The following is a 21,678-nucleotide window of genomic DNA, read 5'->3' as shown; positions in this document are numbered from 1 at the left end:
TATAGAACGTCATGTCATATCAGAACATGAAGAATAACCGCAATCTTGTGCTGATTGCAGGCATACTTGCAATCGGCCTTGTGGCAGCCAGCATACTTGGCGGCCAGTCAATGACAACGGCAGCTGCGCAACAGCAGCCAACGCAGAACAATGGCAACGGCAATAACAACAACAGCAAGCCGACCGTGAGCACTACGGGCACCGCAAGCACCAATGTCACTCCTGACAAAGTCAGCGTGACCATAGGCGTCGAGACAAACAGCACGACTGCTGCAGAAGCAGCGGCCGCAAACGCCAAGCTGATGCAGAAGGTGATTGACGCACTCAAGGCGCTGGGCATCACCGACAGCCAGATTGCCACAAGCTACTACAGCATCTTCCCGGTGTACGACACGGTAAGCCCTGTATGCATTGAAATCTACCCGCAGCCCCCAGAATGCAAGCCAAAGAGCGAGATCACCGGCTACAGGGCAGTCAACTCTGTCACAGTGACGGTTGACGCAAGCTCTGACGTCGGCAAGATAATCGACACAGCAGTAGGCGCAGGTGCGAACAACGTGAACGGCGCATACTTCTTTATCTCTGACGCAAAGCAACAAGAGATCCGCGACAGCCTCATCGAGAAGGCAATCGACAACGCAAGGAACCGTGCGGACAAGGCCGCAAGCGCAGTAGACACGAACGTTACAGGCGTCCAGTCGATAAGCCTCAACGACATCTACTTCCCGGTCATCTACAAGGACTTTGCCAATGCAGCCGTGGGCGGAGCGCCGACAACCCCGATAGTTCCGGGCCAGCAGCAGGTCACGCTGAACGTCCAAGTCGTCTTCACGATGGGTTAAGGCAGAAAGGGACAGCAGTCCCCTCCTTCTTTTTTTCTTTTCTTGTCATTTCAACGTCTTGTAAAGCGCAAGCCTTTTCTTGAGAAGTCCTATTTCCTCATCTTTTGCCTTTAGTTTTTCCTTCAGCCTCGCTATCTCTTCTATCAGCTCTTGCCTGCTCTTGTCAGTATGCCGGTAGCCGGAGACGGCCATCGGCAATAGTCGCATGATGCAAAGAAAAGGTATCGACAGATGCCAAGTTTACCTCTAGCTATATTATATTTCACAACAAAGTTACAGAAAAGCGCACCAGTCTCTGGTCATATTGAATTGGCTTGTCATAACTTGAAATTGATTATGGCGGAATACCTGAGCATATTAAGGATCAGATGCAAAATCAATTCACATCAAGTTTGATACTCTTATCCTCAATGCTACGGTAACAAATGCAGGAAAACATTTCTAACACTGACAACAGGGAAAAAAACGGAAATCCCCTGTTTACTCACAGAAACACGATGTTATCGTAAACTGTAGAGCTATGTAGGTTATGAAGATTACATAGATGACTCTGAGGGGAAGAAGAACCACTACAACATGAAACTGCCGAGGAGTACCGTCGTTCCGTCAGGCGTGTTGGAGTAGCTCTGTTCGATACTTTGGAGCAAGTGCAGCGGCCTTTGCTCTGAATTCTGCTTGCGCCGCTTCGTCAAGCATAGGTGGAGGCGTTGTGCGGGTTGCGACCGGTACGCCAACCTCCATGAAGAAATCCTCCTGACCAGGCGGTGAACAGATGCAAAGCATTCTTACGGGCTGAGAGGATGAGTTGCGAAACTGATGCGGCGCGTTTGCCGGGATGTTGATCGTCTCACCCGCGCGCACGGCGCGTTTCGTGCCGCGGAAGGTAGCCTCAAGTTCGCCTTCAAGCATGATGAAAGTTTCTTCAAAGTCGTGACGGTGTGGAGGTGGCCCGCCACCCGGGGGTATATGCATGTCAATAAGGCAAAAGCGGCCTCCCGTGTCTTTACCAGTGAGAAGGATGGTGTACGTATCTCCAACCACTCCAATGTGAGGAAGTTTCTGATTGGTGTTTGGTTGTGCAACGGCAAGATTGCGTTCCAGATTGTCGGCCGGCAGGGTTGCGGAAGCCGGCTGCTCCGGTACGTTTGTTTTTTTGGACATTCTGCAATTGGACAAATTAGCATCTCCAATTAATAATGTATGGAAACGCGATTCTATCAAAGTTGTACGTTGCGGATTCCATTGACTATCGATAGAAATAAGGATGGTCTACCTGATCGCTTTGACCTTACCTTGAATATTGCCAAGTTTGCAGAACCAAAAGTTTATGCAACAAAATTACAGTTTAATTCGTTGCTTGTTCCGGACACGACGCAGCCAGAGTTTGTTTGTTCTTTTCAAGCTTGTTTGGTAGTTTTCAGACGAGATTATGTCGTGAAAAACCAATATTCTGAATGCTGTGCATTTTTTCTGCAATAAAAAGGGTACATTGTACACGCAATGGTTTTAATGAATAATAAGAAAGACTAGGGCAGAAGGTACGCAATTCCACAACCTTCACCTCCAGAAGTCTAATCGGGGTCAGAAGCGGGCTGGCGGTATTGTTCTGGGATCGCCAGTTCCCCCTGATCTCTTTCGTACCGCCGTCTTCTCCCCTAGCAAAATGAAGGAGATCGGCGGTCGTCATTCTCCTTGGCAGTCAGAAAATCATTTGAACCACACATGCAAAACTGATACCGGCGCATACGTGGTTTCTGACATCACGAGTGGAGGGCCACATGCAATGAGGGTCGACGAAATGAGACTAGACGTGGCGGTCAAGCCTCGTTAGACAAAAACAGCATATCTTTTGAGAGCTCTGCAATGTTCGTTTCTGTCTTGACTTGGCTGATACTTACAGAACCTTTTTCCTGAATTCTTAATACCGTTTTTGTGCATTTTCAGTATATGGGACTATTGACATGGATAGTAGTGGGAATAGTAGTCCTTGCAATTATCGGCCTTGGGTGGCAGACCTTCTTTTCAGGCATAATCCAAGGCGCCAAAAAGATAGGCGACAACCCTGTCATAGAAAACGTGACAAACGCCGCCAAGGATAGGCTCGACGACTTGACCGGCGATATAGTGATAATTAGGCCTGCGTAACAACATATGCGAGCAATGCCCGTGAGCAAGACTACTACTACAGATAATATTGTCATCGAGGTGCATTTTGACGGCCTTTGCCTGCCCAAAAACCCGGGCGGCATCGCGTGCTATGCTTACATCATCAAGGAAAAGGGCAGCGGCAGGCTCTTGCACAGCGATTCTGGAATTGCAGCGGAGCCGTCTGCACAGTCCACAAACAACGTTGCCGAATACACCGCCTTGATAAGGGCGCTGGAATGGCTTGACGAAAACGGCCACGCTTCTCGCAAGGTGGAGGTAAAGGGCGATTCGCAGCTGGTGGTCAAGCAGATGAGCGGCGAGTTTCGTGTAAAACACAAGCAGATAATCCCCCTCTTTCAAAGAGCCGCGTTGTTGAGAAAAAAGTTTGCCGACATCTCTATAACGTGGGTCCCCCGCGAGCAAAACAGCGAGGCCGACAAACTGAGCGAGAGGGCGTACAACAACGCGCTGCTGGAAAATCCCGGCCTTCTTGACATGATAAAATAAGAGGAGCGTTGCTCTCTGAACTGGCAAGCCGCGCTCCAAAGCAGAGAACTACTGGCACCAAAAGACGGCCGCTGCGACTCTCATAGTTATTGTTAAAACCATCCTTCCAGATATCGTCCAGACTTTTCGCATCTTTTAGCAAAAAAATGACTGGCCAGTCAGTATGCTTATTAGCCCCCGCCGGCAACAACTACTGGGAACGTCTGGGAGGGAGCTTGAGAGAGAATGCCCAAGGTGACAAGCGCTCACAAGGCAGAAGTGCGCGACAGAATAGTCCAGGCAGCGATTGAGAGCTTTTCGCAGACCGGCTATGACAAGACCAAGATGGACGACATTTCACGCCGGCTGGGCCTGAGCAAGGGCACTCTGTACCTGTACTTCAAGAGCAAGGAGGACCTTTTTCTTGGAGTCTGCGAGATGAGCCTGAAGGCAGGCGACAAGCATGACGCACACCTGTTCACAAAGAAGGAAAATGCCGCCTCTGACGCCGAGGAAATCTTTGACAACATACGCCGGCGCGAGCGCGGAAACGACAGGGTGATGCTAGAGATGGTAGTAGAGTCCACCCGGAACCCCCGGCTCAAAAAAGCAATGTACGAATACCACCTCAAGGTTCACGAGCATGTCCTAGAAGGTCTCAAAAAGAAGGTTGAGGAAGGATTCATCAGAAAGGACGTAGATGTTGCCGGCATCGCAATAGCGCTCGTCGCGCTTTATGACGGCCTTGCCGTGAACAGGATGTTAGGCTTGAACGATTCTGTGAACAAAAAAGCATGGGTGGCGATGCTCAAGGCAGTCATCGCCGGCTCCAGCTAGTCACTGTACGTGACTTTTGTCATCCTTGCCTGCTCGGGGTCTGCCGGAGCGTCGTTTGCGTCTGTCTTCAGGGCGGCAATCTTGTCGACAACGTCCATCCCCGATGTCACCTTGCCAAAGACGGTGTACTGGCCGTCAAGAAAGTTCGAGTCTTTCAGGACGATAAAGAACTGCGAGCCGGCGCTGTTTGGATCCATTGCCCGGGCCATCGACAGCACTCCCCGCGAGTGCTTGGTCTTGTTGAACTCGGCTTTTACGTTCCATCCGGGGCCGCCGGTTCCCCACCGGCCCTTGTTTGTCGCATTCTTTGTCAGCGGGTCGCCCCCCTGGATTACAAACCCTGGCACTATCCTGTGGAACAGCGTGCCGTCAAAAAAGCCGCTTGAGGCAAGCTTTTTGAAATTCTCGACGTGCTTTGGCGCAACGTCCGGAAAGAACTCGATAGCGATGTCGCCGTGTTTTGTCTGAATCTTGGCAGTTGGCATGATATTATTACGGCAGTGGTTGCCACTGGCAGGTATTTGAATCTGCATGAGAGTAAAGGTCATGTACCTGAATCGACAATCATCTAACGTACATAGATGCACGAGTACCTCTCGCCGTTAAAGCCAAGGTATAGCGAATGCAAGTGGTGCGGCAAACGCACAGCATACTCGTGCATCCGGTGCAGCTACTGCTACTCGTGCCACCCTGCAATCGAGTATGCAGAGAAGGCAGCAAAAGCAGGCGCTGCTTGAGAAGCACCTCTCCCCCTCTCCCGGAAGTGTCTCCCACGTTATAAGGGCCGGAGCAAGCTCCTCTGCACTTGAGGCATTTCGTAGGGTGCGCGGGATGGAGGTTTGGCAACTTTTACCCGCAGGCGCTTGCGCCAAAGGAGTACCTTTCTCATTATTCCCGGGTGTTTGACGTCGTCGAGGTGGGCGTACCGGCCACCTACGAGCACTCGTTCTGGAGGTGGGCGCGCGAGACGCCGGAAGGCTTTCGCTTTGTGGTCAGGATACCAGAGCAGGCCACCACTACTATAGTAGAAGAGGGTAGCGCGCTTTCAAACCTGCTTGAAGCTTTTAGGCCGATAGAGGAAAAGACGCTTGCAGTAGTAATTAGGGCGCCACGGGGTCTTGCGCTTCAGGACGGACAGAAATGGCTGGAAAGAGTGCTTGCCACATGCACATACCACGGCTATTCGGCAATCCTTGACTTTGCCCACCCTTCGTGGTTTCAGGATACCACGTACAACATCCTGAGAAAGCACGGCGCTTCCATGTACTGGAGGAGCGGCATGAATGCACGGGCGGCCATCACGTCAGATTTCATCTTTCTGAGGCTTGCCGGCGACGGCGGCAACTGGAAGGCCGAGCTTGAAATCGCCCTCAAAGAAGCAGGGCAAGAAGAAAGCCAGGTCGACATGTCGATAATAATCGCAGACAGCCCGCAGGGCGCAAACGCCGCGCTCAGGCACCTCGGCCTGCCGGAGCGCAAGTATGCAGGCCCCATGCCTGCGCCTGCCCTGCCCGTGCCTGCACCAAGATGGTCAGCCGGCAGCAGGATGGTGCTCTGCGTCGACCTCAACGCCTTTTACCCTTCCTGCGAGGAGTTACGCGAGCCGGCCCTCAAGGGCAGGCCGCACGCCGTGATAATGACCGACCAGCCCGCTGGCAAGATAACGCGGGGAGTGGTATCGTCCTGCTCGTACGAGGCGCGCAGGTTTGGCGTCAGGTCGGCCATGCCGCTTGCAAGGGCAATAGCTCTGTGCCCCGACATGGAGCTTCGGCCAGTGGACATTGCGTACTACAAGCAGGTATCCGAGAAGGTGATGGAGGTCCTTTCAGGGTTTGCAGACGTGATAGAGCAGGCGAGCATCGACGAGGCGTTTTTGGACTGCACTTCAAAGGCCGCCGGCGACGCAAGCCCTTACGAGTATGCATCGTCCGTCAAGAGGGCGATAAGGGAAAGGTGCGGCCTGTCAGTCTCAATAGGGGTCGCGCCGTCCAAGTCGGCGGCCAAGATAGCATCAGATTTCAAAAAGCCTGACGGGGTCACCGTGGTCTACCCAGACAGGCTGCAGGATTTCCTTGCGCCCCTTGAGGTTGGCAGGATCTCCGGCATCGGCCCCAAGACCCAGCAGGAGCTGAAAAAGATAGGGATTGCCACCATAGGCCAGCTTGCGGCGTGCGACGTGCAAAAGCTGACGTCGCGCTTTGGCAGAAACGGCCTGTGGATGTGGCAGGTGGCAACGGGCGCAGACAGCGATCCTGTAGTGCCAAGGGAGGACCATGTCTCGATAAGCACCGAGCACAGCCTGGAGGTGTATGCGAAGGACAGAAAGCAAGTCCTTGCCGAGCTGACCGCCCTCTGTGACGAGCTGTACGACAGGGTGGCAGGCAGAGGCTACCTGTTCCGTACGGTGGGGGTAAAAATAGTAAAGTCCGACTTTTCCGTCGAGACGAGGGAGATGTCGTACCAGGGCCCGCAGCAAAGGCGCGAGAGCATCCTTGCGGCAATTCCGCAGCTGGTCGACAGGTTCGACCTTGACGCGCCGGTAAGAAAGGTCGGCCTGCGCGTCACCAACCTGGCCCACCCCGGAAGGCATGAGGCGCAGCGGACGCTCCTTGACTTTGTGGAGGAGGAAGAAGAACAGTAAGTAGGGTGAACGCATTTTCCGCGGCGCGTCTACAATGTCAACCCACAGCGTTTATAGCTACAATCCTGCGACACACCACTGTCATTATTATGGAACAGGATTCCGGAACACTGCTTCAGGACAGGCTGTTTTACTGCGAGCGCTGCAGCACAGTTTTCCTGTCAGACGAGGACGCGCACATGCATGAAAAGCTCCTCGGTCACATCATGTGCCACCTTGCTCCGGAAGGCTAAGCCATAAAACCTGGCTCGCAGAATATATGTAGCAGGTGCGAGTATCTATATAGACAAGTATGGACGCAAGCGCAAAGCGGTTCCTGTACCAGCAGATCCTCTGGCTTGGAATCTACTTTGCAATAAGCATCGTAATCACCATGTTCATCGACTTTCCATACTCGCTCATGGTGCTACTGCCAGTCATCTTTGGCATTGCGTACTACCGCAGATACCGCTTTATGAAGCAGATTGGACGGCAGCAGGGCTCGCTGTTTAGAAACCCCTTTGACCAAAAGAATGAGGGCGGCGTCCACTATTACTGCATAAACTGCGGCACCAAGCACAACAAGGTGTCGTGCCCAAACTGCGGATCCAAGATGAAAAAGGCGGGATTCTAGGGCTGAATAATCTCCTTCCGCCCAGCAGCAAACGGGATGGATTGCTGCTGCAGCATAGTCCTCGAGTTATAGTCGCCGGACAAAACAATGTTCCAGTACATCCCGGATCCGCTGATGAACCTGTATGTGTGCATCACCCCAGCAGGAATGTACACCGTTGCAGGGCTTTGAACCGTAAATGTTTCATCATCCAGCATCACCTCGCAGGTCAACCCTTCAAAATTGGGCGAATCGCCAAGAAAGATGAAAGCACTGTCGCAATCATGCTTGTGAATGTCTACGTGGCTAATCTTGTCTTCTTTAACATTCTTGACGACCCGTACAATAGTGTAAAAGTTTGCGGCAGGCACCAGCTTGCTATCCACAAACACATATCTTGTTCCCTGACCGTCTTTGTGCCCTTTGAGCTCAGAGGCAGGCCGGATTGACGGCTTGAAGATGTATTTTCGCGCACTGCGTTGCTCTTCTTCTTCTCTTAATGCCGTTATTTCTGGAGCTCTAATCATTTTATATTCTCAAATCCTCCAAGTCATACTCTTTGTCCGCGATTTTGCGATAAACGCGTCTTGCTGCCTCCTCATTTAATCCGCCAAATCTTGCCAGCTGGAAAAATTTGGCAGGAACATCTTTGGGACTGCAGCCTAGAGCCTTGTCCACTTTGCCGCTGTATTTCTCGCCACCTGCCAGTACCAGCTCAATTTCTCCTGCAATCAAGTCGTCTGTTCCTTTCCGCTCGCTTGGAACTATCTCGACGGAATCGGCAATCCGCTGGACGTCCTTGTCTTTCAAGACATCTTTAGTAAACGTCTCGATGCCTGCATGATGCGTCTTTGCAAGTATTGCGACTGAATAAGGCAGGCTGGTCTGTGCCCCATATACGGAGCGTGCAGTATGGCCAGAATAATAATCGCTTGGTATTTTATGATAGCCAACCTTGATCTTGGCAATGTCGGCGGCATCTATCTGGTTTTTAGCAAGCAGGTCATGCAACGGTTCCAGAATCGCATGGAAGGCGCAAACAACCGGCATCGACTTGAAAAAGAGCTCCAAGATGTCGTATCTTGTCCAGTCTATGCTCTGAGAATTGTTGTTGCCGTCTCTGAACGTGCCCACAAAATCATCAACGCTTGTTCTTTTCAATTCCGCACCGCAATTCTTCTGCTGCTCTTGCGTAGCTGCAGATACTCCTGCTACAGAGGCAATTCCGGGATTTGCTACTTTTATTACGGGGTATTTCTTGTCCAGCCTGTAAAAATCAGAGCTTGCCAGGCCGGCAGCCAGTTGAAACGCATTGGCTGTCTCTTCTTTTGTTTTCTGCAGCAGTTTGCAGGCGACTGCCGCAGCTCCGAAAATGCCGCATACGCCCGTGGAATGCCAGCCCTTGTAATACAATGACGGATTCAAAAGTATGCCTATCTTGGCCATGACTTCTGTTCCTGCCACCAGGGCTTCAACGATGGCTTCCCTGCTGCTCTCTTTCTGGCCCATGTTCAACAGGACCGGGACTACCACGGAATCCGGGTGGTTGATTCCCGCAAGGCACACCGTCGTAAGTTCTGTTGAAAATGTCCCTGAAGCGTCGCGGTACATCTTGTATTGTTCAGGCGTGGGCTTGACGGTTTCTACCCAGCGCTTTTCCTTGCCAGTCAGCGATTCGTCGAAATTTATCCCTCTCCCTATTTCAGTCGCCCTTCCTGCAACCAAACACCCAAGGCCGTTGAGCAGAAACAGCTCTGCTTTGCTCACCACTTCCGCAGGCAATTTGCCGAATCTTATGTCGTCGACAACAATGCCTGCAAGCTTGAAAGCAACGTTGTCGTCTTCTTTTTCTAGCGTATTATCTACCATCATCATCATTAAAACAGCGCACCTCCTCCAAACAGAAAGAGTTGCAGCAAAAAGTGGAGAGGAACGAAATTCTTGTGCTGGCGACGCAGGAAATCAACGTCATTGACGCCCTTGCGTAAGTTTGCGATCCTCGCTCCTATCAGTGCCGAGAACAAGGTCGTCAGTACGGCCGTAACCAGCCCTGAACCTCCACTCAGCCAGTACGTGAGCCACGATATCGCAAACAGGCCTGCCGCCAGCGCGATTGCCATCTTTATCGTGCCCTGTTCGCCCATGACAATCGGTATTGTCCGCCTCCCTGCTTGCCTGTCTCCTTCAATGTCTCCAAGGTCATTCAAAATCGAGGAGATAAAGACCATGATCCCAAGAGCCGCAGCGGCACGAATCGCCACAAACGGATTGTCGACAGCAAGACCCAGGGTATAGCCCGAGGTCATCCCAAGCAGCGCGCAGAGCATGTAAAAAACCGCGATTGACACGTTCTTGACGACAAACTTGTTCTCAAATGCCGCCTTGCGGGAAGAGTAGAGGATGCCAATGACCAGCATTGGTACGACCATCACCATTGTAACGACGTTTAGCGTGACCAGAGAAAGGATGACGGCAATCCCGTTGGTCATCATGACAAATTCCAGGGCCTGCCTCTTTGAGACCAGCCCAGAAGGTATCGGCCTCTTTTTCCCATTGGCCTTGTCGAGATCTGAATCAGCAAGGTCATTGAGAACATACATGCCGATGGTTATCAAAAGCGAAATGAAGGGAAGCGGCGCACTTTTTTGCACCACGTCAAGAATCGGCAAGGTTTGTTGTTGCTGTCCAAAAACACCCAATGCGCCGGGCAAGCAGAACAAGCCCACCACCGTCGCAAGAGAGTAAACCAACCCCCATTTCTGCCGTGACTGAAAAAGAATTAGCTGGGAACGTAGAAAAGAGACATTATTCGCACTTGCGTTTCTGTTCTCTTCTTGTCGTTGCTGTTTTCTGCCAAGCTCCGGATAAGAGGAAGAATGCACTGCAGTGTTGATGAAATTTTTTCTTATAACTTTGGCTTACAAGCTGTACGTACGAAAAGTAAGCATGTAAGGAGCACAGGTTAGCGCGTAACTATAATAGATGTTATCGGAAGTACAAGCGACACGAATTGCTTGAAATAGTCCAGTCCTCTTTCGGTCACGATCACTTCTTTTTTCCTCCCATCGCTTACCAGCCTCACATAGCCACACCTTTCCATCAGCAGGACGATAGACAGACATCTCTTGTGGTTCATCCGGGCGGCCATGGCCAAGTTAGTTATTCCCATCCTGTTTTCATTTGCCAATACAGCGGCAACGCGTGAAAAATAGGTAATACTAGTCGCAGTAGTCAACGTGTTGCCTCCAAATGAAACAACAATAAAAGTAATACTTGCCAAGGAGAATTCAGAATCTGCATAATTACTCTGCGCCAGATACTTTTGAAAAATAATGACGCTTCCTCGAAACCGTTCAAAACTTAGGTCTGGTTCCGGATATGCAAACAATGCAGAGCCGTCTAGGAACAATTCAGGTGTCTGCTTCTTTTTATATGATGTACAGCGTAAATAACCCTAAAGAACGTGCCAAAAGAACGGTCTGATCCGATTAAAGATAACTAGAGATGCAACGCCAGTAAACAGCAGCATCAGAAAATATTTTTTTGTTTTCAACGCCATTTGACAAATTACCATTCCTCTTCTGTTGCTGCCCCACCACGCGTATATGATAATTCGATGCCACAGCAGCAACAATAGCAATTTTTGTCCCTAGTGAAGTGTCGTCATGTTGCCTATTGCCAGCGAGCCCATCCCCAATTGAGTGAGATAGTACAACCTCCTCATTGTAACCACGCTATTTAAGAAGGTCTTTTTGTCCTCAAGGCCGTTGCTCCCCAATCGTGACAGCGCTTTGATCCCAATTACGCTTACTGCGGCTAGGATGCCCAGAGTTATTGGCCCAACGCGCTCCCCAAGCAGCGTTGCAGTTATTATGGCTGCAAGCACTGGAACTGCCAGATTGCAGTACATCATCTTGCGGCTTGCATCCACGCCCAGCACGATTGGGAAGGTCCCGACGTTGTGAAGCCTGTCCCCTTTCAGGTCCCTCAAGTCGAACAGTATTGACATTACAAAGATAACCGCCGATGTCGATAATGCGGACAGCAGCGTCGATGGAGTAAAGTCCGTGCTTGAAATGGCCCATCCGACCAAACTTGCCAGGCCCGCGCCTGACGCTATAGATACAGACTTGAAGGGAAATCTTTTCTTCAGGTATATTCGCGGGTGCGAATAGATTATGCCCAGAAACACGGAGGCCGAGACTGTAACTGATATTGTCAGGTAGTTTTGTAGCCCTCTGGCGGGGCCAAAGTAGCTGCTGGCAAGAAAAGTCAAAAGCGCGGCTATGACGAAAAGAAATCCCACCATCTTTTTTGCCTGTCTTGGCGTTGTCTTGCCGGAAGCAACTAGTCTGTCCTTTGAATTGATTTTGTCAATATTCAGATCAACGATGTCGTTATAGAGGTAAATTGCAGAATACATGGCATAGAGCACGCCAAAAACCAGCGCATTCAGAAACGGAGAAAACGAGCCTGCCAGGATTGAAGAAAACATGTACGTCACGGCGCCGGCGGTGGCGTACCCAAGCGGCTGCTTCTTTGAATGGAGAAGGAGAAGCCCTTGCTTAAGGGTTAGCTTGTTAGTAGTATGCGTGTTGCACTCTCCTGCAAGCGTCATCCTTGGATTATCTTGTACCCTTATTGATGTCCTTTTTGCTGTTCTTGCAATACAAAAAGAGAGCGCCCCTTTTTGGGGCAGCTAGTTCCTTTTTATGATGGAAGAAGGAGCATGGGAAGAAGAAGAGAGGTAGCTGGCAGCTGATTCATAGGGCATCATAGACCGCTTCCACATGGACTCAAATATTGCGCCGAGCCGTTCGCTGATTGCTCTGGAATTGAACTTGAGCGCAAGCAGGAACTGCTGGTCAAAGGGGCTCAGGACCTCGATGATTGAAACAAGGTTGTCCACGACCAAGAACGTGTAATAGACTTCAGAGTAGCGGTACTTTATGCCGGATGTAATGGCAGGAAATAGCAACTGGGCGTTTGCATTCAGCTTTTCCTCGCTGTCCACCTTCAAGTCTGCAATCCTCTTTGCAAGTATGGATTGCTCGATTATCGAGCGAACCTCGATGTTGTTGTAGCTTGCGGCGCGCACCATCTCCTTTACCGCGTCAGGATGCACGTACCTTGACGCGACTAGCACCCGGGACTTGGCTTTGGAAATCAGGTCGCACGAAGTGGAGATGGCTGTTTCATAATCGGAAAGGACGTCAAGGTCGTGTTTGTTGCCCATGCTCGCAAAGACGTCTCGCAGGACGCTCGTGTTGTCCAGAAGGATTGTAGAGATCTTGGCGATTTTGTCGTTTCCGATGTGCTGGTAGTCTGTCTTGATTCTTTCGATCAGGTTGACGTTTTCAATGTTCTCTGACAGCTCTTCTATCATCCTTACCTGGGTTCGAAAGATCATCTTGCCAAGAGTCGTGGCCACGTACATGCTTTTGTTCCGGCGGCCGGTGTCGCTGCTGGCTACCTTTTCAATGAACTGCAGCTTGATCAGCGGCTTTAGGCGCGAGTAATATTGCTTTCTCGTTATGCCCATGCTCTTGTATGCAAAGTTCTTTGCGAGAAACCCTTCGTGTGCCATGTAAAGAAGTCGGACTGCAATGTCGTCTGCCAAGATTTTCCTTATTTGCTTGCTGAGCCTCGGGTTCCTATAAGAATCTGGATTAGCAAATTTGCTATGGGAAATTGGCATGTATAGGGTCCATAAGGGAATGATTAAAAGGTAACGGAATTGCTACTCGGCCTTTTGCAGAATGCTGAGCACCTCTTTTCTAAGAGCAGACCCGCGCAATAGTGTATCTATTATTTCTTCCACATGGCTATTCGTAAATTCTTTGTCTGTCATCAACTTGTCTATAGAGTCTATTTTCCACCTGCTCTCTATTATTTCCCTCATCATCGGGAGAAGGTTGTTAACCACGAGCAGCCCTTGCAAGGTAGGAACGTAGTTTTCCCCCATCTTTTTGATCAGTTTCAGTTTTTTGAGGCGGGCCAGTCTTGAATAGAACTGCTTTCTTGTCAATGCCATCTTTTTCATTGCGGCTATAGGATGAACGCCGGTATCGCTTGCAGATGCCACCAAAAGATTGCACGCCATTTTGTCCCCCAGGACTTTGAAAGTGCTTGCGATAAGAAGTTCTGAATCTTGCATCGCCAGTTGAGCATATGACCAATTTTTAACTTTTAGTGACCAAGAAAGGGAATCTTCCCTGCGCATGGAAAAGCCCGTGGGCTTTTTTGTAAAAGCAACGACTACTACTGCCATGGCAAGAATGTGTTTCGAAATCTAGTCCCAATTCAGAGAGAGAGAGAGAGAGAGAGAGAGAGAGCGTATATGCACACATATGCTCCAGAAGAAAGAAAAAAGAGATGGAAGGTAAGAGAGAGAAATGCTTCTCTCTCTTATGGTGTAGGCTCTCAGCAGCCGCAGTCGTCGTAATTCCAGTTGTCCTCGTCTTCGTCGTCGCTGCTGCCTCCGTCGCCACCGTTCCCGCCATTGCCGCCATTACCGCCGTTGCCTGCATCGCCTGAACCGAAACTATCGCCGCCATTTCCACCGTTTCCTCCGTCGCCACCGTTCCCGCCGTTTCCAGCGCCAACGGCATCGCCGCCATTACCGCCGTTTCCACCGTTTCCTCCATCGCCGGCATTGCCGGAACCATGGCTATCGCCGCCATTTCCACCATTGCCGCCATTACCACCGTTCCCACCGTCTCCGGCGGCAAACGCGCTGGCAGGCGTGCCAAGGGTGTATGATGCTATTGCGACACCCACTATCAGCAGTGATAGGAATGCCACTTTGTTTTTGATGATGCTATTCGACATCTCGCGTAATCTTGCGGCCAATGTTTTAAAGCGTTGAGAAGAGTAACTTGAGAATTTTTAAACAGAGTCTGGGATAATTGGTTTTCAATAGATCTTGCAATGACTAAGGTTTTCACTCGACATTTGTGGAAGAAATGGTTAGCCGTGTAATCCATGCAAGCCGGGTTGAACAATTAATCAAACAATTGAGCCAATAATTTGCAATATTTGAGTGCCAAGCCTCATGGCTCCGCCGCATGGACCCATGATTACTTTTTTGCTGCTCAAAGATCATTGACATGCAAGAAAGGAGCATGTTTTTTGTGGATGTTTTTTGGACTCTCAAAAGGCAGGACGTGCAATCAAAAGAAGAATATTTGCAACACCTTTCCGCATAATTAAGCCTCAACCATAAAAGAACTAAAACCTACTACAACTACGCTTGTATTTGTAGTCCACTGGAAACGCGCACATGTACATGGCACACGGCTTGCGTGTTTTAGCAAAGCTAGATCTTTATCCGGTACAGGTTGCCCTTCGACACGACTACGGTTTTCCCGAAGCGGCTTATTTCATAGTCAACCCGCAATATCCCATAGCCGTTCTTTTCCTCCTTTTTTGATGCCACCCTGTACTTGACGTCAAGCGTGTCGCCGGCGTACACTTCGCCTAAAAAACGCGTCTGGCGCCCTGCCCACTCGGGGTCGCCGTCCATCCCGTACAGGAGCATGATGCAGTCAGAAAACGCAGGCAGGCGCGTCATCTCGCCTTCAGCCCTTGCGATGATTGCCCTGCCCGGCACGAGCGTGCCTTTGATGCCTTCCTTTGCGGCAAGCTCGCGGTTTTCGTGCAGGATGTTTCTTGTGCGGGCAAAAGAAATGTAGGCGTGAAAATCAGCCTCTGTTATCGTCACGGACGTGGAAAATTCCTGGCCGATGGCAAACTCGCCAAACTTCATCTGCTGAAAGTCGCGCAGCCTCGCTTTTATACCTACGCCGCGAATTTCAAGCAGGCGTGTCTTATCATTATTCTGACATTTCCGAGATGAACTTTAACGTATCAAAAAAACAGCAGGAATTTCTTGGCAGTGTCGATGCGGCGTGCAGGGAGATAAGGCCGTACGAAGACGAGGCATACCTTGCAGAAAAGCTCAACGAAATGGTCGTGCCCGTGTTTGGCAGGATAGGGATGACGGGCTGCCCGATATCAAAAAAATACGGCGGCCTTGGCCTTGACATGCTCACCTACGCGCTTGCCATCGAAAGGATAGGGCAGGAGGGGAGCTCGCTTCGAACCTTCTTTTCTGCGCACACCTCTATCGGGCAGCTGGTGCTGCAGGGGTGGGGCAGCGAGGAACAGAAAAAAGAGTACCTCCCGGACACGACTTCTGGCAAAAAGGCGATGGCGTTTGCCCTCACAGAGCCGGCGGCCGGAAGCGACCCTGCGGCAATGACCACGACGTTTGAGGAAACGTCCGAGGGGTTTGTGCTGAAGGGCAAAAAGCACTGGATTGGAAATGGCACGTTTGCCGGCGTCATGACGACGTACGCCAAGGACCCTTCCACCGGCAGGGTGTCGGCCTTTATAGTCGACGGCGACGCAAAAGGGCTCTCGACAAAAGAGATGAAAAACAAGATGGGCCTTCTCACGGTCAAAAACGCCGAGATCAATTTTGACAGGTGCATGGTTCCAAAAAAGAACCTGCTTGGCAAAAAGGGCCAGGGCCTGAGCATCGCATATAGCGCGCTCATCGACGGCAGGCTCAGCGTGGCCGCCGGCGCAGCAGGCGTAATGGAGGACTGCCTTGCAGAAGCTGCTGCATATGCAAAATCGCGCCACCAGCACGGTGGGCCGCTTGCAAAAAAGCAGCTTATACAGGAGCACATCGCAAGGATTGCAGTCGACATTGAAAGCTCGCACTGGCTAGTCTACAGGGCGGCCGCTGCAAGGCAGAGGCTCCACGAATACGTCGAAGGCTTGAAAAAAGAAAACGGCGCAAAATGGCTCGACAGACTTGGCAGGCAGAACGGGGAATACACGATGCTCAGGGCAGAGACAGACAGGCTTGCCGCCATTGCAAAATTCCATGCAAGCAACCGCTCGTTTGAGTGCGCCAACAGGTCGGTGCAGGTGTTTGGCTCTGCAGGATACAAGAAGACTGCGCGTGTGGCGCGCCACTTCCTCGACTCGCGCGCAACAATGATCTACGAGGGTGCAAACGAAGTGCTCGAACTAAAGATAGCGTCAGAGGTCCTTGGAGACGAGTACGCGGCGTACTAGAGGCTTGCAGCGGCTGCTGTCGCCATCAGTTCAAGCCCCTCGTCGACCTCCTCAGCAGTGATAACAAGCGGGGGTATCACGCGCATGGCCTTCTGGCCGGCGGGAAGCAAGAGTAGCCCGCGCCGGAACGCCTGCATGAGGACAGCATCCCGGTTTTCCTTTGTGTCAAACTCTATCCCTATCATGAGGCCAAGCCCCCGCACGTCGATTATGCCCTTTTTGCCTGCAGCAAGGTCTGCAAGCCCTTTTTTCAGCCGCTCGCCCATCACAAGCACATTGGCAAGGAGCCTGTCGCGCTTTATCACCTCAATCACGGTTGCGCCCACTGCAAGGTCTATCCTGCTTCCGCCGCCCCACGTGCTTGAAAGGACGCCGTGCTGGTCGGGGTCATACTCGCTTTTGTACGCCGTGGCGCCTACCTGCAGGGCCTTTGCCGCACTCATGATGTCCGGCAAGACGCCATAGTGCTCAAACGCCCACCACTTGCCCGTCCGGCCCATCCCTGACTGAACCTCGTCAAGTATCAGGGGCACGCCGTGCTTTTTTGTTGCGTCGCGCAGGTTCTGCACAAACCGCTGGCTTGCGATGTTGTAGCCGCCCTCTCCCTGCACTATCTCGGTCAACACAAAAGCCACTTTGTTGCCGGCAAGTGCCTTTTCAATAGCGTCGATCTCTTGGTCGCCATCTGACGTGCAGAACTTTATCCTCAGCACTGCAAGCTCGGGAAAGCCTGCCTTTTGCACAGGCTTGCTGTACGTAAACGACAGCGCGCCAAGCGTCCTTCCGTGGAAGGCGCCGGTACATGAAACGCCCGGGAGGACAGGCTGGCCTTCTGCGAACCCCTTTCTGTAGGCTATTTTGATCGCGTTTTCGACCGCCTCTGCGCCAGAGTTGATGAAAAACGCCTTGAAGCCGTCCGGGAGCACAGAGACAAACTGCTCTGCAAGGTCGGCGTGCTCCTTGCAGTAAAAGTCCTGGCCGGCTATTTTGTGCGCGCCGTTCCGGCTCATTTCGGCAATCACTCCGATGACGTCGGGATGCGAGTAGCCAAGCGGGCAGGCGCCTATGTTTGACGTAAAGTCAAGAAACGAGTTGCCGTCGACGTCCTTTACCACGCAGCCGCTGCCGCTGGCGATGACAAGCGGGTACGTAAACGTCGAGTCGTAGCAGTTCTTTTTCATGGTTGCAATAACGTCGGATGCTATAGGCCCGGGAAGCTCGCCTGATATCTTGGCGTATTTCACGAAAATGTCTTGACCAAAGGTGCTATTAAGGGGTTGGACCTGGAACCTAGGTAGCGGGGCTTTCTTCAAGGACTACAGGAATCTGCATTGTGACGCTGCCCCTGACTACTGTAAAGCGCATGGTGTCGCCCACGTGCTTTTGCTGAAAGTGCTGCTGGATATCTGTAAAGCCTGTCACTGGCTGGCCGTCAACCTCTATGATAATGTCTCCGCCTACGAGCACTTGCCTGCCGTCCACAGTGACTGCCCTATCGCCGCCCTTTATGCCCGCCTTTTCTGCAGGACTGTTGGGCGCGACCTCTACTACGAGAAAGCCCGATTGCTCGTTGGTCCCCATTGCCTTTGCTATTGCAGGAGTCAAGTTTGATCCGCTTATTCCAGTCCACGGCCTTTGCTCGGTCTGCGGGTTGTTTTGGACGGTCACGGGGTTTGCGCTCACGTACGCAAAGGAAATCCCCACTATGACAAAGAGTATTGCAAACGCCGCGACGGTGCTTGCCAGGCTGTGTGCCACGAAATATTTCCACACAGGCGCAGATAACAACTTTTCTCTATGTCAGATGCTGCCGTATTTTGCAAGCGGGGTTTTGCAGACCTTGCAGCCAAACATTGCCACCTTGGCGCCTTCCCGGACTTGCGTTATGTCGCCAATTATCAGCCGCCCTTGCGCTTCTGCGGCCTTCATGCGCTCCATGTCGCCTTCCTGCACTCCGTAGATTATCGGGATGATGCCAACTATCCTATTACAAGCGTCGCAGAATCCCTCCGACACGCGCCGGGGGTTTTTCTTGTGGTATTCTGCGTGGTAGTTCTCTGCTTCCTCTCTAGTGAGGGAAAATGCGTCTGCAAGCCGGTAGTTTATCCGGTAGAAAATCGGGTCGCCCTCATCGTATTCGTTTGCTTTCAAGTATGACGCGTGCAGCTCACGGAGCATCTTTTCTATTTCGTCATCCTGCTCTTGGGCCATTGCGGCTATGCCTGATTCTTTCTTATCTCGGCGTCGTAGCTTTTGACCAGCTGCTCATAGTGGCTCCGGGTTTTGCCAAGCGACTGCAGTTTTGCTTCTTCCGTCTTGGCAAGCTCTTGGTTTACCTGCGCGGCTTTTCCCTGAAGCATCATGTCGGCCATCGCAAACAAGCGGAAATTCTCCTTTGTCAAATGCTGCGAGACGTGGTCGGTGTAGCTGCGAATATCTGCGACAAGCTGGCCGGCGTTGCCGGTCTGTACGTACGCCTTGGCAGATACGTCCATCTTTTCTGCAAGCTGTTTTGTCATCTCATGCTCAAGGAGCATCCTTGCTATCGGCCCGCCCTGCCTTGGCATGCCGCCCCTTTCCAGCGTAGGAAACAGCGTGTCTTCCTCCTTGCCGTGGTGGCAGACGTTGGTAAAGTTCTTTGTAAAGTCCAGCGCCTGCTCAAGGAACGGCGCGGGAATGGACTTGCCGGCTTGCAGCAGGTCCGCGGTTACGTTGAGCGCCCTCATCATCTTTTCAATGAGGAAATGGTCGTTGCGCAGCGATTCTGTAGACGACGACATGGCACTTTTTGGATGGGAGCCAGCATATCAACATTATTAGCACATTATACCGACAGACTTATTGGCGCCGGCAGCAATTATTGGGCAATATGCTGTTTCTTGTCATCGACACAGTAAAGCTAGAGTTTGTCGGACCCGAAGTCGCAGTCGCGCAGATGAAGATGCTCCAGCAGACCTTTGCCACGTACCAAGAGTTGAAAGAACAGGGCAAGATCAAGTTTGCATACGCGTTTGCAGACTCGCCCGGCGGGATAATCGTCCTTGACGTGGCGTCAAACGACGAGCTGCAGCAAGTATTGTTCCTGCTGCCGTCTATGCCTCTGGTGCAGAGGACGGTCCGGCCGCTGACAGAGATAAAGTCAGTCGAAGGCATTGTTTCAGAACTTCAGACAATAGTAAGTTCTATGCCAAACCCGGAAAAGAAAGGGTAGCCAGCTAGAACGCCGAGTGGTTTTCTCGCAAGAAGGCAAGCACCCTGTCGATGACGTGCACATAGTCCGAGTCGACGTCAAGCGACATTAACAGGTAGTACTTGTCATAGTCGTCTGATACTATCGGGATGGTTGCCCTCACGAGGTTCTCGAACTTGCCCACCACGTACTGCATCTTGCCCACCTTGGACATGAACTTGCCTCCCGAGACGGCGCCGGTGAGGAGCACGAGCTGGCCGGCGTACTTGGCGGTCTCATCCTTGGTCGCAAGAGGAACCAAGCCCTTTCGGTACACAGTCGCTATCAGCAGGCCCAGATGATCTGCAAGTGCCACAAAGCGGATAGAGCTTTCAAGCTCCAGTATGCGGTTGCACAGTTCGTCGTACTGCACATGCACTGGTGACCCTACGGGCTTTGTTAAGGTTCTGGTACATTTTGATGATGTTTTTGTTCTAGTTGCCATTGCAGGATATTTAGTATGCGTGCAAGGCGATTAGCAGCGTTTACCATGCATATCATCGACATTGGCAGATTGATGCCAAACCTAGAGCATGAAAATATACATAATTCATAAAATGCAAAGAAACTATATCTAAAATGTTATTCATTACCAAAATCATAAGATAAATACAGTTCACGGTAATTTTTTATAGTAGAACTGCATAATGTAGCTGGATGATAGTGCCGACACCCGATACTTGAGGTTGGCGCTTGGCGGCATACGCACGCACGAAAAAAACAAAACTGCGTCAAAAGGTGAAAACCGCGACTTTAACGGCATGGGCTGTAACAGGTCGTTGATGCAGGATCGCCAAGCGCCGTTTACCTTCTTCCTCTTCTCATTCTTCAATCTTTTACCGCAGTCCAAAGAACCGTTTCTTTTTCTCCGGTACTGCAGGAAAAATTTCGCGCACCCTGTCCTTGACATCCTGCGGCATGTTCCTGTCTTTTAGAATCATGTGCAAGTCCTGTTCGTTTATCGCAAGGCCAGACGGGCTTATGCGGTAAAACCACTCGATATCAACAGTACTTACCGCGTCAGCTGAATTTTCGCAGCCCTTCATGCCGCAGTGCAAAAGAGGCTCCTTTGCAAAGCTGATGTGTCCGTCAGAACACCGATAGATCACAGCTCGTCCATCCCAAAAACGTGGTAGCACTGGTTGCACTTGAACTTCTCTTTGCCTGGCGTGCCGGACATAACGACGAGGTCGCCCCGGGCCTTGCACTTGGGGCACTTGCCATAGACTGTCTTTCTTGCCATCTATACACTACGTGTAGCACAAGCCCCTTTTTGAATATACGTATATACGGGATTTCAGCTGCAGGCAGGGGAAATATAATATCTAGCAAAACCACATGGCCGGCCGGCTATGCCTGTGCTTTTTCCCATGGAAAAACTATCCATCGCTTGTGGTTTAGCAGTTTCCCATAAATTCCAAATTCCTGATGATAGCGGCTCATGCAGAATGCAAACGTGCAGTCAAAGCCCTGCATGACTCTTGCAACTTTTTGGTAAATGTCGCCGGTGTCATAGATGTCATCGACTACGAGGTACTTTTTCCCCTTTTGCAAGGACGGCATTTCTGCTTCAATTATCTGCTTGTTCCTGATGGGAATCAACATTATCTGGTCGATGCCAAGCTCCTCCGCCAAGAGTTTGGCAGGAATTATCCCGCCGTTTGCTATTGCCAGTATGCAGTCGTGTTTTGCGGCTTTGTCATGCAAGGATGTGGCAATTTTGCGCGTCAGCTCCTGAATCTCTTGCCAGCTGCAGTATTCGACATCGCCAGCTGCGTTTCCAGTCTGCTGCATATATGTGCGCATATGCTCC

At 51.2% G+C, this 21,678-nt stretch carries 30 protein-coding genes; 10 read left to right on the top strand and 20 right to left on the bottom strand.

From position 1 onward, the window contains the following. The first annotated feature begins 11 nt into the window (after positions 1-11). The gene (locus NTE_RS06860) at positions 12-842 is read left to right on the top strand and encodes an SIMPL domain-containing protein (protein ID WP_148700346.1); all 831 of its coding nucleotides are present in this window, start codon (positions 12-14) and stop codon (positions 840-842) included. A 45-nt stretch (positions 843-887) separates the two neighbouring features. Here NTE_RS06860 and NTE_RS16480 read toward each other — a convergent pair whose 3' ends face one another. Further along, positions 888-1,034, bottom strand: a complete 147-nt coding sequence (locus tag NTE_RS16480; protein ID WP_158385229.1) for a hypothetical protein — start codon at positions 1,032-1,034, stop codon at positions 888-890. 414 nt (positions 1,035-1,448) lie between these two features. Then, a complete protein-coding gene (locus NTE_RS06855) occupies positions 1,449-2,003 on the bottom strand; it encodes a cupin domain-containing protein (protein ID WP_148700345.1) in 555 nt (184 codons plus the stop codon). A 795-nt stretch (positions 2,004-2,798) separates the two neighbouring features. Here NTE_RS06855 and NTE_RS06850 point away from each other — a divergent pair. The 3 genes from NTE_RS06850 to NTE_RS06840 all read left to right on the top strand — a co-directional run bounded on the left by NTE_RS06850 (position 2,799) and on the right by NTE_RS06840 (position 4,313). Continuing rightward, positions 2,799-2,987, top strand: coding sequence for a hypothetical protein (locus NTE_RS06850; RefSeq protein WP_148700344.1), 189 nt, complete (start codon positions 2,799-2,801; stop codon positions 2,985-2,987). A gap of 15 nt (positions 2,988-3,002) precedes the next feature. Continuing rightward, entirely contained in the window at positions 3,003-3,497 is a 495-nt protein-coding gene (gene rnhA / locus NTE_RS06845; RefSeq protein WP_148700343.1) for a ribonuclease HI, read from the top strand. Between the two features lie 225 nt (positions 3,498-3,722). After that, positions 3,723-4,313: a TetR/AcrR family transcriptional regulator gene (locus NTE_RS06840; protein WP_148700342.1), complete on the top strand. Its 591-nt coding sequence runs from the start codon at positions 3,723-3,725 to the stop codon at positions 4,311-4,313. Here NTE_RS06840 and NTE_RS06835 read toward each other — a convergent pair. Then, complete coding sequence (locus tag NTE_RS06835) at positions 4,310-4,798, bottom strand: peptidylprolyl isomerase (protein WP_148700341.1); 489 nt, start codon at positions 4,796-4,798, stop codon at positions 4,310-4,312. The two genes, NTE_RS06840 and NTE_RS06835, sit on opposite strands and share 4 nt — an antisense overlap. 96 nt (positions 4,799-4,894) lie before the next feature. Between NTE_RS06835 and NTE_RS16475 the strand changes: the two genes are divergently transcribed. The 4 genes from NTE_RS16475 to NTE_RS06825 all read left to right on the top strand — a co-directional run bounded on the left by NTE_RS16475 (position 4,895) and on the right by NTE_RS06825 (position 7,567). Beyond that, entirely contained in the window at positions 4,895-5,050 is a 156-nt protein-coding gene (locus tag NTE_RS16475; RefSeq protein WP_158385227.1) for a hypothetical protein, read from the top strand. Between the two features lie 68 nt (positions 5,051-5,118). Then, complete coding sequence (gene dinB, locus NTE_RS06830) at positions 5,119-6,954, top strand: DNA polymerase IV (protein ID WP_148700340.1); 1,836 nt, start codon at positions 5,119-5,121, stop codon at positions 6,952-6,954. 89 nt (positions 6,955-7,043) lie between these two features. After that, positions 7,044-7,187, top strand: a complete 144-nt coding sequence (locus tag NTE_RS16470; RefSeq protein WP_158385225.1) for a hypothetical protein — start codon at positions 7,044-7,046, stop codon at positions 7,185-7,187. Positions 7,188-7,246: 59 nt separating this feature from the next. Beyond that, positions 7,247-7,567, top strand: a complete 321-nt coding sequence (locus tag NTE_RS06825) for a hypothetical protein (RefSeq protein WP_148700339.1) — start codon at positions 7,247-7,249, stop codon at positions 7,565-7,567. Here the strand turns inward: NTE_RS06825 and NTE_RS06820 are convergent. The 9 genes from NTE_RS06820 to NTE_RS06780 all read right to left on the bottom strand — a co-directional run bounded on the left by NTE_RS06820 (position 7,564) and on the right by NTE_RS06780 (position 15,314). Next, complete coding sequence (locus tag NTE_RS06820; protein ID WP_148700338.1) at positions 7,564-8,073, bottom strand: cupin domain-containing protein; 510 nt, start codon at positions 8,071-8,073, stop codon at positions 7,564-7,566. The two genes, NTE_RS06825 and NTE_RS06820, sit on opposite strands and share 4 nt — an antisense overlap. 1 nt (position 8,074) lies before the next feature. Continuing rightward, a complete protein-coding gene (locus NTE_RS06815; protein ID WP_148700337.1) occupies positions 8,075-9,424 on the bottom strand; it encodes an MmgE/PrpD family protein in 1,350 nt (449 codons plus the stop codon). Next, complete coding sequence (locus tag NTE_RS06810; RefSeq protein WP_148700336.1) at positions 9,424-10,257, bottom strand: UbiA prenyltransferase family protein; 834 nt, start codon at positions 10,255-10,257, stop codon at positions 9,424-9,426. The genes NTE_RS06815 and NTE_RS06810 overlap by 1 nt, the downstream gene beginning before the upstream one ends. A 251-nt stretch (positions 10,258-10,508) precedes the next feature. Continuing rightward, positions 10,509-10,781: a hypothetical protein gene (locus NTE_RS06805; protein WP_148700335.1), complete on the bottom strand. Its 273-nt coding sequence runs from the start codon at positions 10,779-10,781 to the stop codon at positions 10,509-10,511. Between the two features lie 414 nt (positions 10,782-11,195). Then, positions 11,196-12,164: a UbiA prenyltransferase family protein gene (locus NTE_RS06800; protein ID WP_148700334.1), complete on the bottom strand. Its 969-nt coding sequence runs from the start codon at positions 12,162-12,164 to the stop codon at positions 11,196-11,198. Positions 12,165-12,245: 81 nt separating this feature from the next. Further along, positions 12,246-13,166, bottom strand: a complete 921-nt coding sequence (locus NTE_RS06795) for a phospholipase D-like domain-containing protein (protein WP_148700333.1) — start codon at positions 13,164-13,166, stop codon at positions 12,246-12,248. Positions 13,167-13,286: 120 nt separating this feature from the next. After that, positions 13,287-13,769 carry a hypothetical protein gene (locus NTE_RS06790; protein ID WP_148700332.1) on the bottom strand — a complete coding sequence of 161 codons (483 nt, stop codon included), beginning with the start codon at positions 13,767-13,769 and terminating at the stop codon, positions 13,287-13,289. A 200-nt stretch (positions 13,770-13,969) separates the two neighbouring features. Continuing rightward, positions 13,970-14,377: a hypothetical protein gene (locus tag NTE_RS16945; RefSeq protein WP_193354093.1), complete on the bottom strand. Its 408-nt coding sequence runs from the start codon at positions 14,375-14,377 to the stop codon at positions 13,970-13,972. A gap of 487 nt (positions 14,378-14,864) precedes the next feature. After that, complete coding sequence (locus NTE_RS06780; protein ID WP_148700331.1) at positions 14,865-15,314, bottom strand: MaoC family dehydratase; 450 nt, start codon at positions 15,312-15,314, stop codon at positions 14,865-14,867. Positions 15,315-15,370: 56 nt separating this feature from the next. Here NTE_RS06780 and NTE_RS06775 point away from each other — a divergent pair, with 56 nt between their 5' ends. Then, positions 15,371-16,636: an acyl-CoA dehydrogenase family protein gene (locus tag NTE_RS06775; protein ID WP_148700330.1), complete on the top strand. Its 1,266-nt coding sequence runs from the start codon at positions 15,371-15,373 to the stop codon at positions 16,634-16,636. On the opposite strand, the gene NTE_RS06770 is transcribed toward NTE_RS06775, so the two are convergent. The 4 genes from NTE_RS06770 to NTE_RS06755 are packed head-to-tail and all read right to left on the bottom strand — an operon-like array spanning position 16,633 to position 19,416. Continuing rightward, on the bottom strand, positions 16,633-17,880 hold the full coding sequence (locus tag NTE_RS06770) for an aminotransferase class III-fold pyridoxal phosphate-dependent enzyme (RefSeq protein WP_148700329.1): 1,248 nt from the start codon (positions 17,878-17,880) through the stop codon (positions 16,633-16,635). The two genes, NTE_RS06775 and NTE_RS06770, sit on opposite strands and share 4 nt — an antisense overlap. Before the next feature lie 46 nt (positions 17,881-17,926). After that, positions 17,927-18,394: a S1C family serine protease gene (locus NTE_RS06765; RefSeq protein ID WP_148700328.1), complete on the bottom strand. Its 468-nt coding sequence runs from the start codon at positions 18,392-18,394 to the stop codon at positions 17,927-17,929. 42 nt (positions 18,395-18,436) lie between these two features. Then, the gene (locus NTE_RS06760; protein WP_148700327.1) at positions 18,437-18,847 is read right to left on the bottom strand and encodes a hypothetical protein; all 411 of its coding nucleotides are present in this window, start codon (positions 18,845-18,847) and stop codon (positions 18,437-18,439) included. Between the two features lie 5 nt (positions 18,848-18,852). Next, complete coding sequence (locus tag NTE_RS06755; RefSeq protein ID WP_148700326.1) at positions 18,853-19,416, bottom strand: hemerythrin domain-containing protein; 564 nt, start codon at positions 19,414-19,416, stop codon at positions 18,853-18,855. 89 nt (positions 19,417-19,505) lie between these two features. On the opposite strand from NTE_RS06755, the gene NTE_RS06750 reads away from it, so the two are divergent. Further along, positions 19,506-19,847 (top strand): muconolactone Delta-isomerase, encoded by a 342-nt coding sequence (locus NTE_RS06750; RefSeq protein ID WP_148700325.1) that lies wholly within the window; start codon positions 19,506-19,508, stop codon positions 19,845-19,847. 4 nt (positions 19,848-19,851) lie between these two features. On the opposite strand, the gene NTE_RS06745 is transcribed toward NTE_RS06750, so the two are convergent. The 4 genes from NTE_RS06745 to NTE_RS06735 form a co-directional block, all read right to left on the bottom strand. Continuing rightward, positions 19,852-20,238, bottom strand: coding sequence for a hypothetical protein (locus NTE_RS06745; RefSeq protein ID WP_148700324.1), 387 nt, complete (start codon positions 20,236-20,238; stop codon positions 19,852-19,854). 463 nt (positions 20,239-20,701) lie between these two features. Then, positions 20,702-20,974: a hypothetical protein gene (locus NTE_RS06740; RefSeq protein WP_148700323.1), complete on the bottom strand. Its 273-nt coding sequence runs from the start codon at positions 20,972-20,974 to the stop codon at positions 20,702-20,704. Next, entirely contained in the window at positions 20,971-21,108 is a 138-nt protein-coding gene (locus NTE_RS16465) for a hypothetical protein (RefSeq protein WP_158385223.1), read from the bottom strand. Before NTE_RS16465 ends, NTE_RS06740 begins: the two co-directional genes overlap by 4 nt. A gap of 107 nt (positions 21,109-21,215) precedes the next feature. Further along, positions 21,216-21,671: a phosphoribosyltransferase gene (locus NTE_RS06735; protein ID WP_158385221.1), complete on the bottom strand. Its 456-nt coding sequence runs from the start codon at positions 21,669-21,671 to the stop codon at positions 21,216-21,218. Positions 21,672-21,678: the final 7 nt, after the last annotated feature.

Source organism: Candidatus Nitrososphaera evergladensis SR1 (assembly GCF_000730285.1).
In the GTDB taxonomy this organism is placed as follows: Archaea; Thermoproteota; Nitrososphaeria; order Nitrososphaerales; family Nitrososphaeraceae; genus Nitrososphaera; species Nitrososphaera evergladensis.
This window is presented reverse-complemented; position numbering and strand designations above follow the sequence as displayed.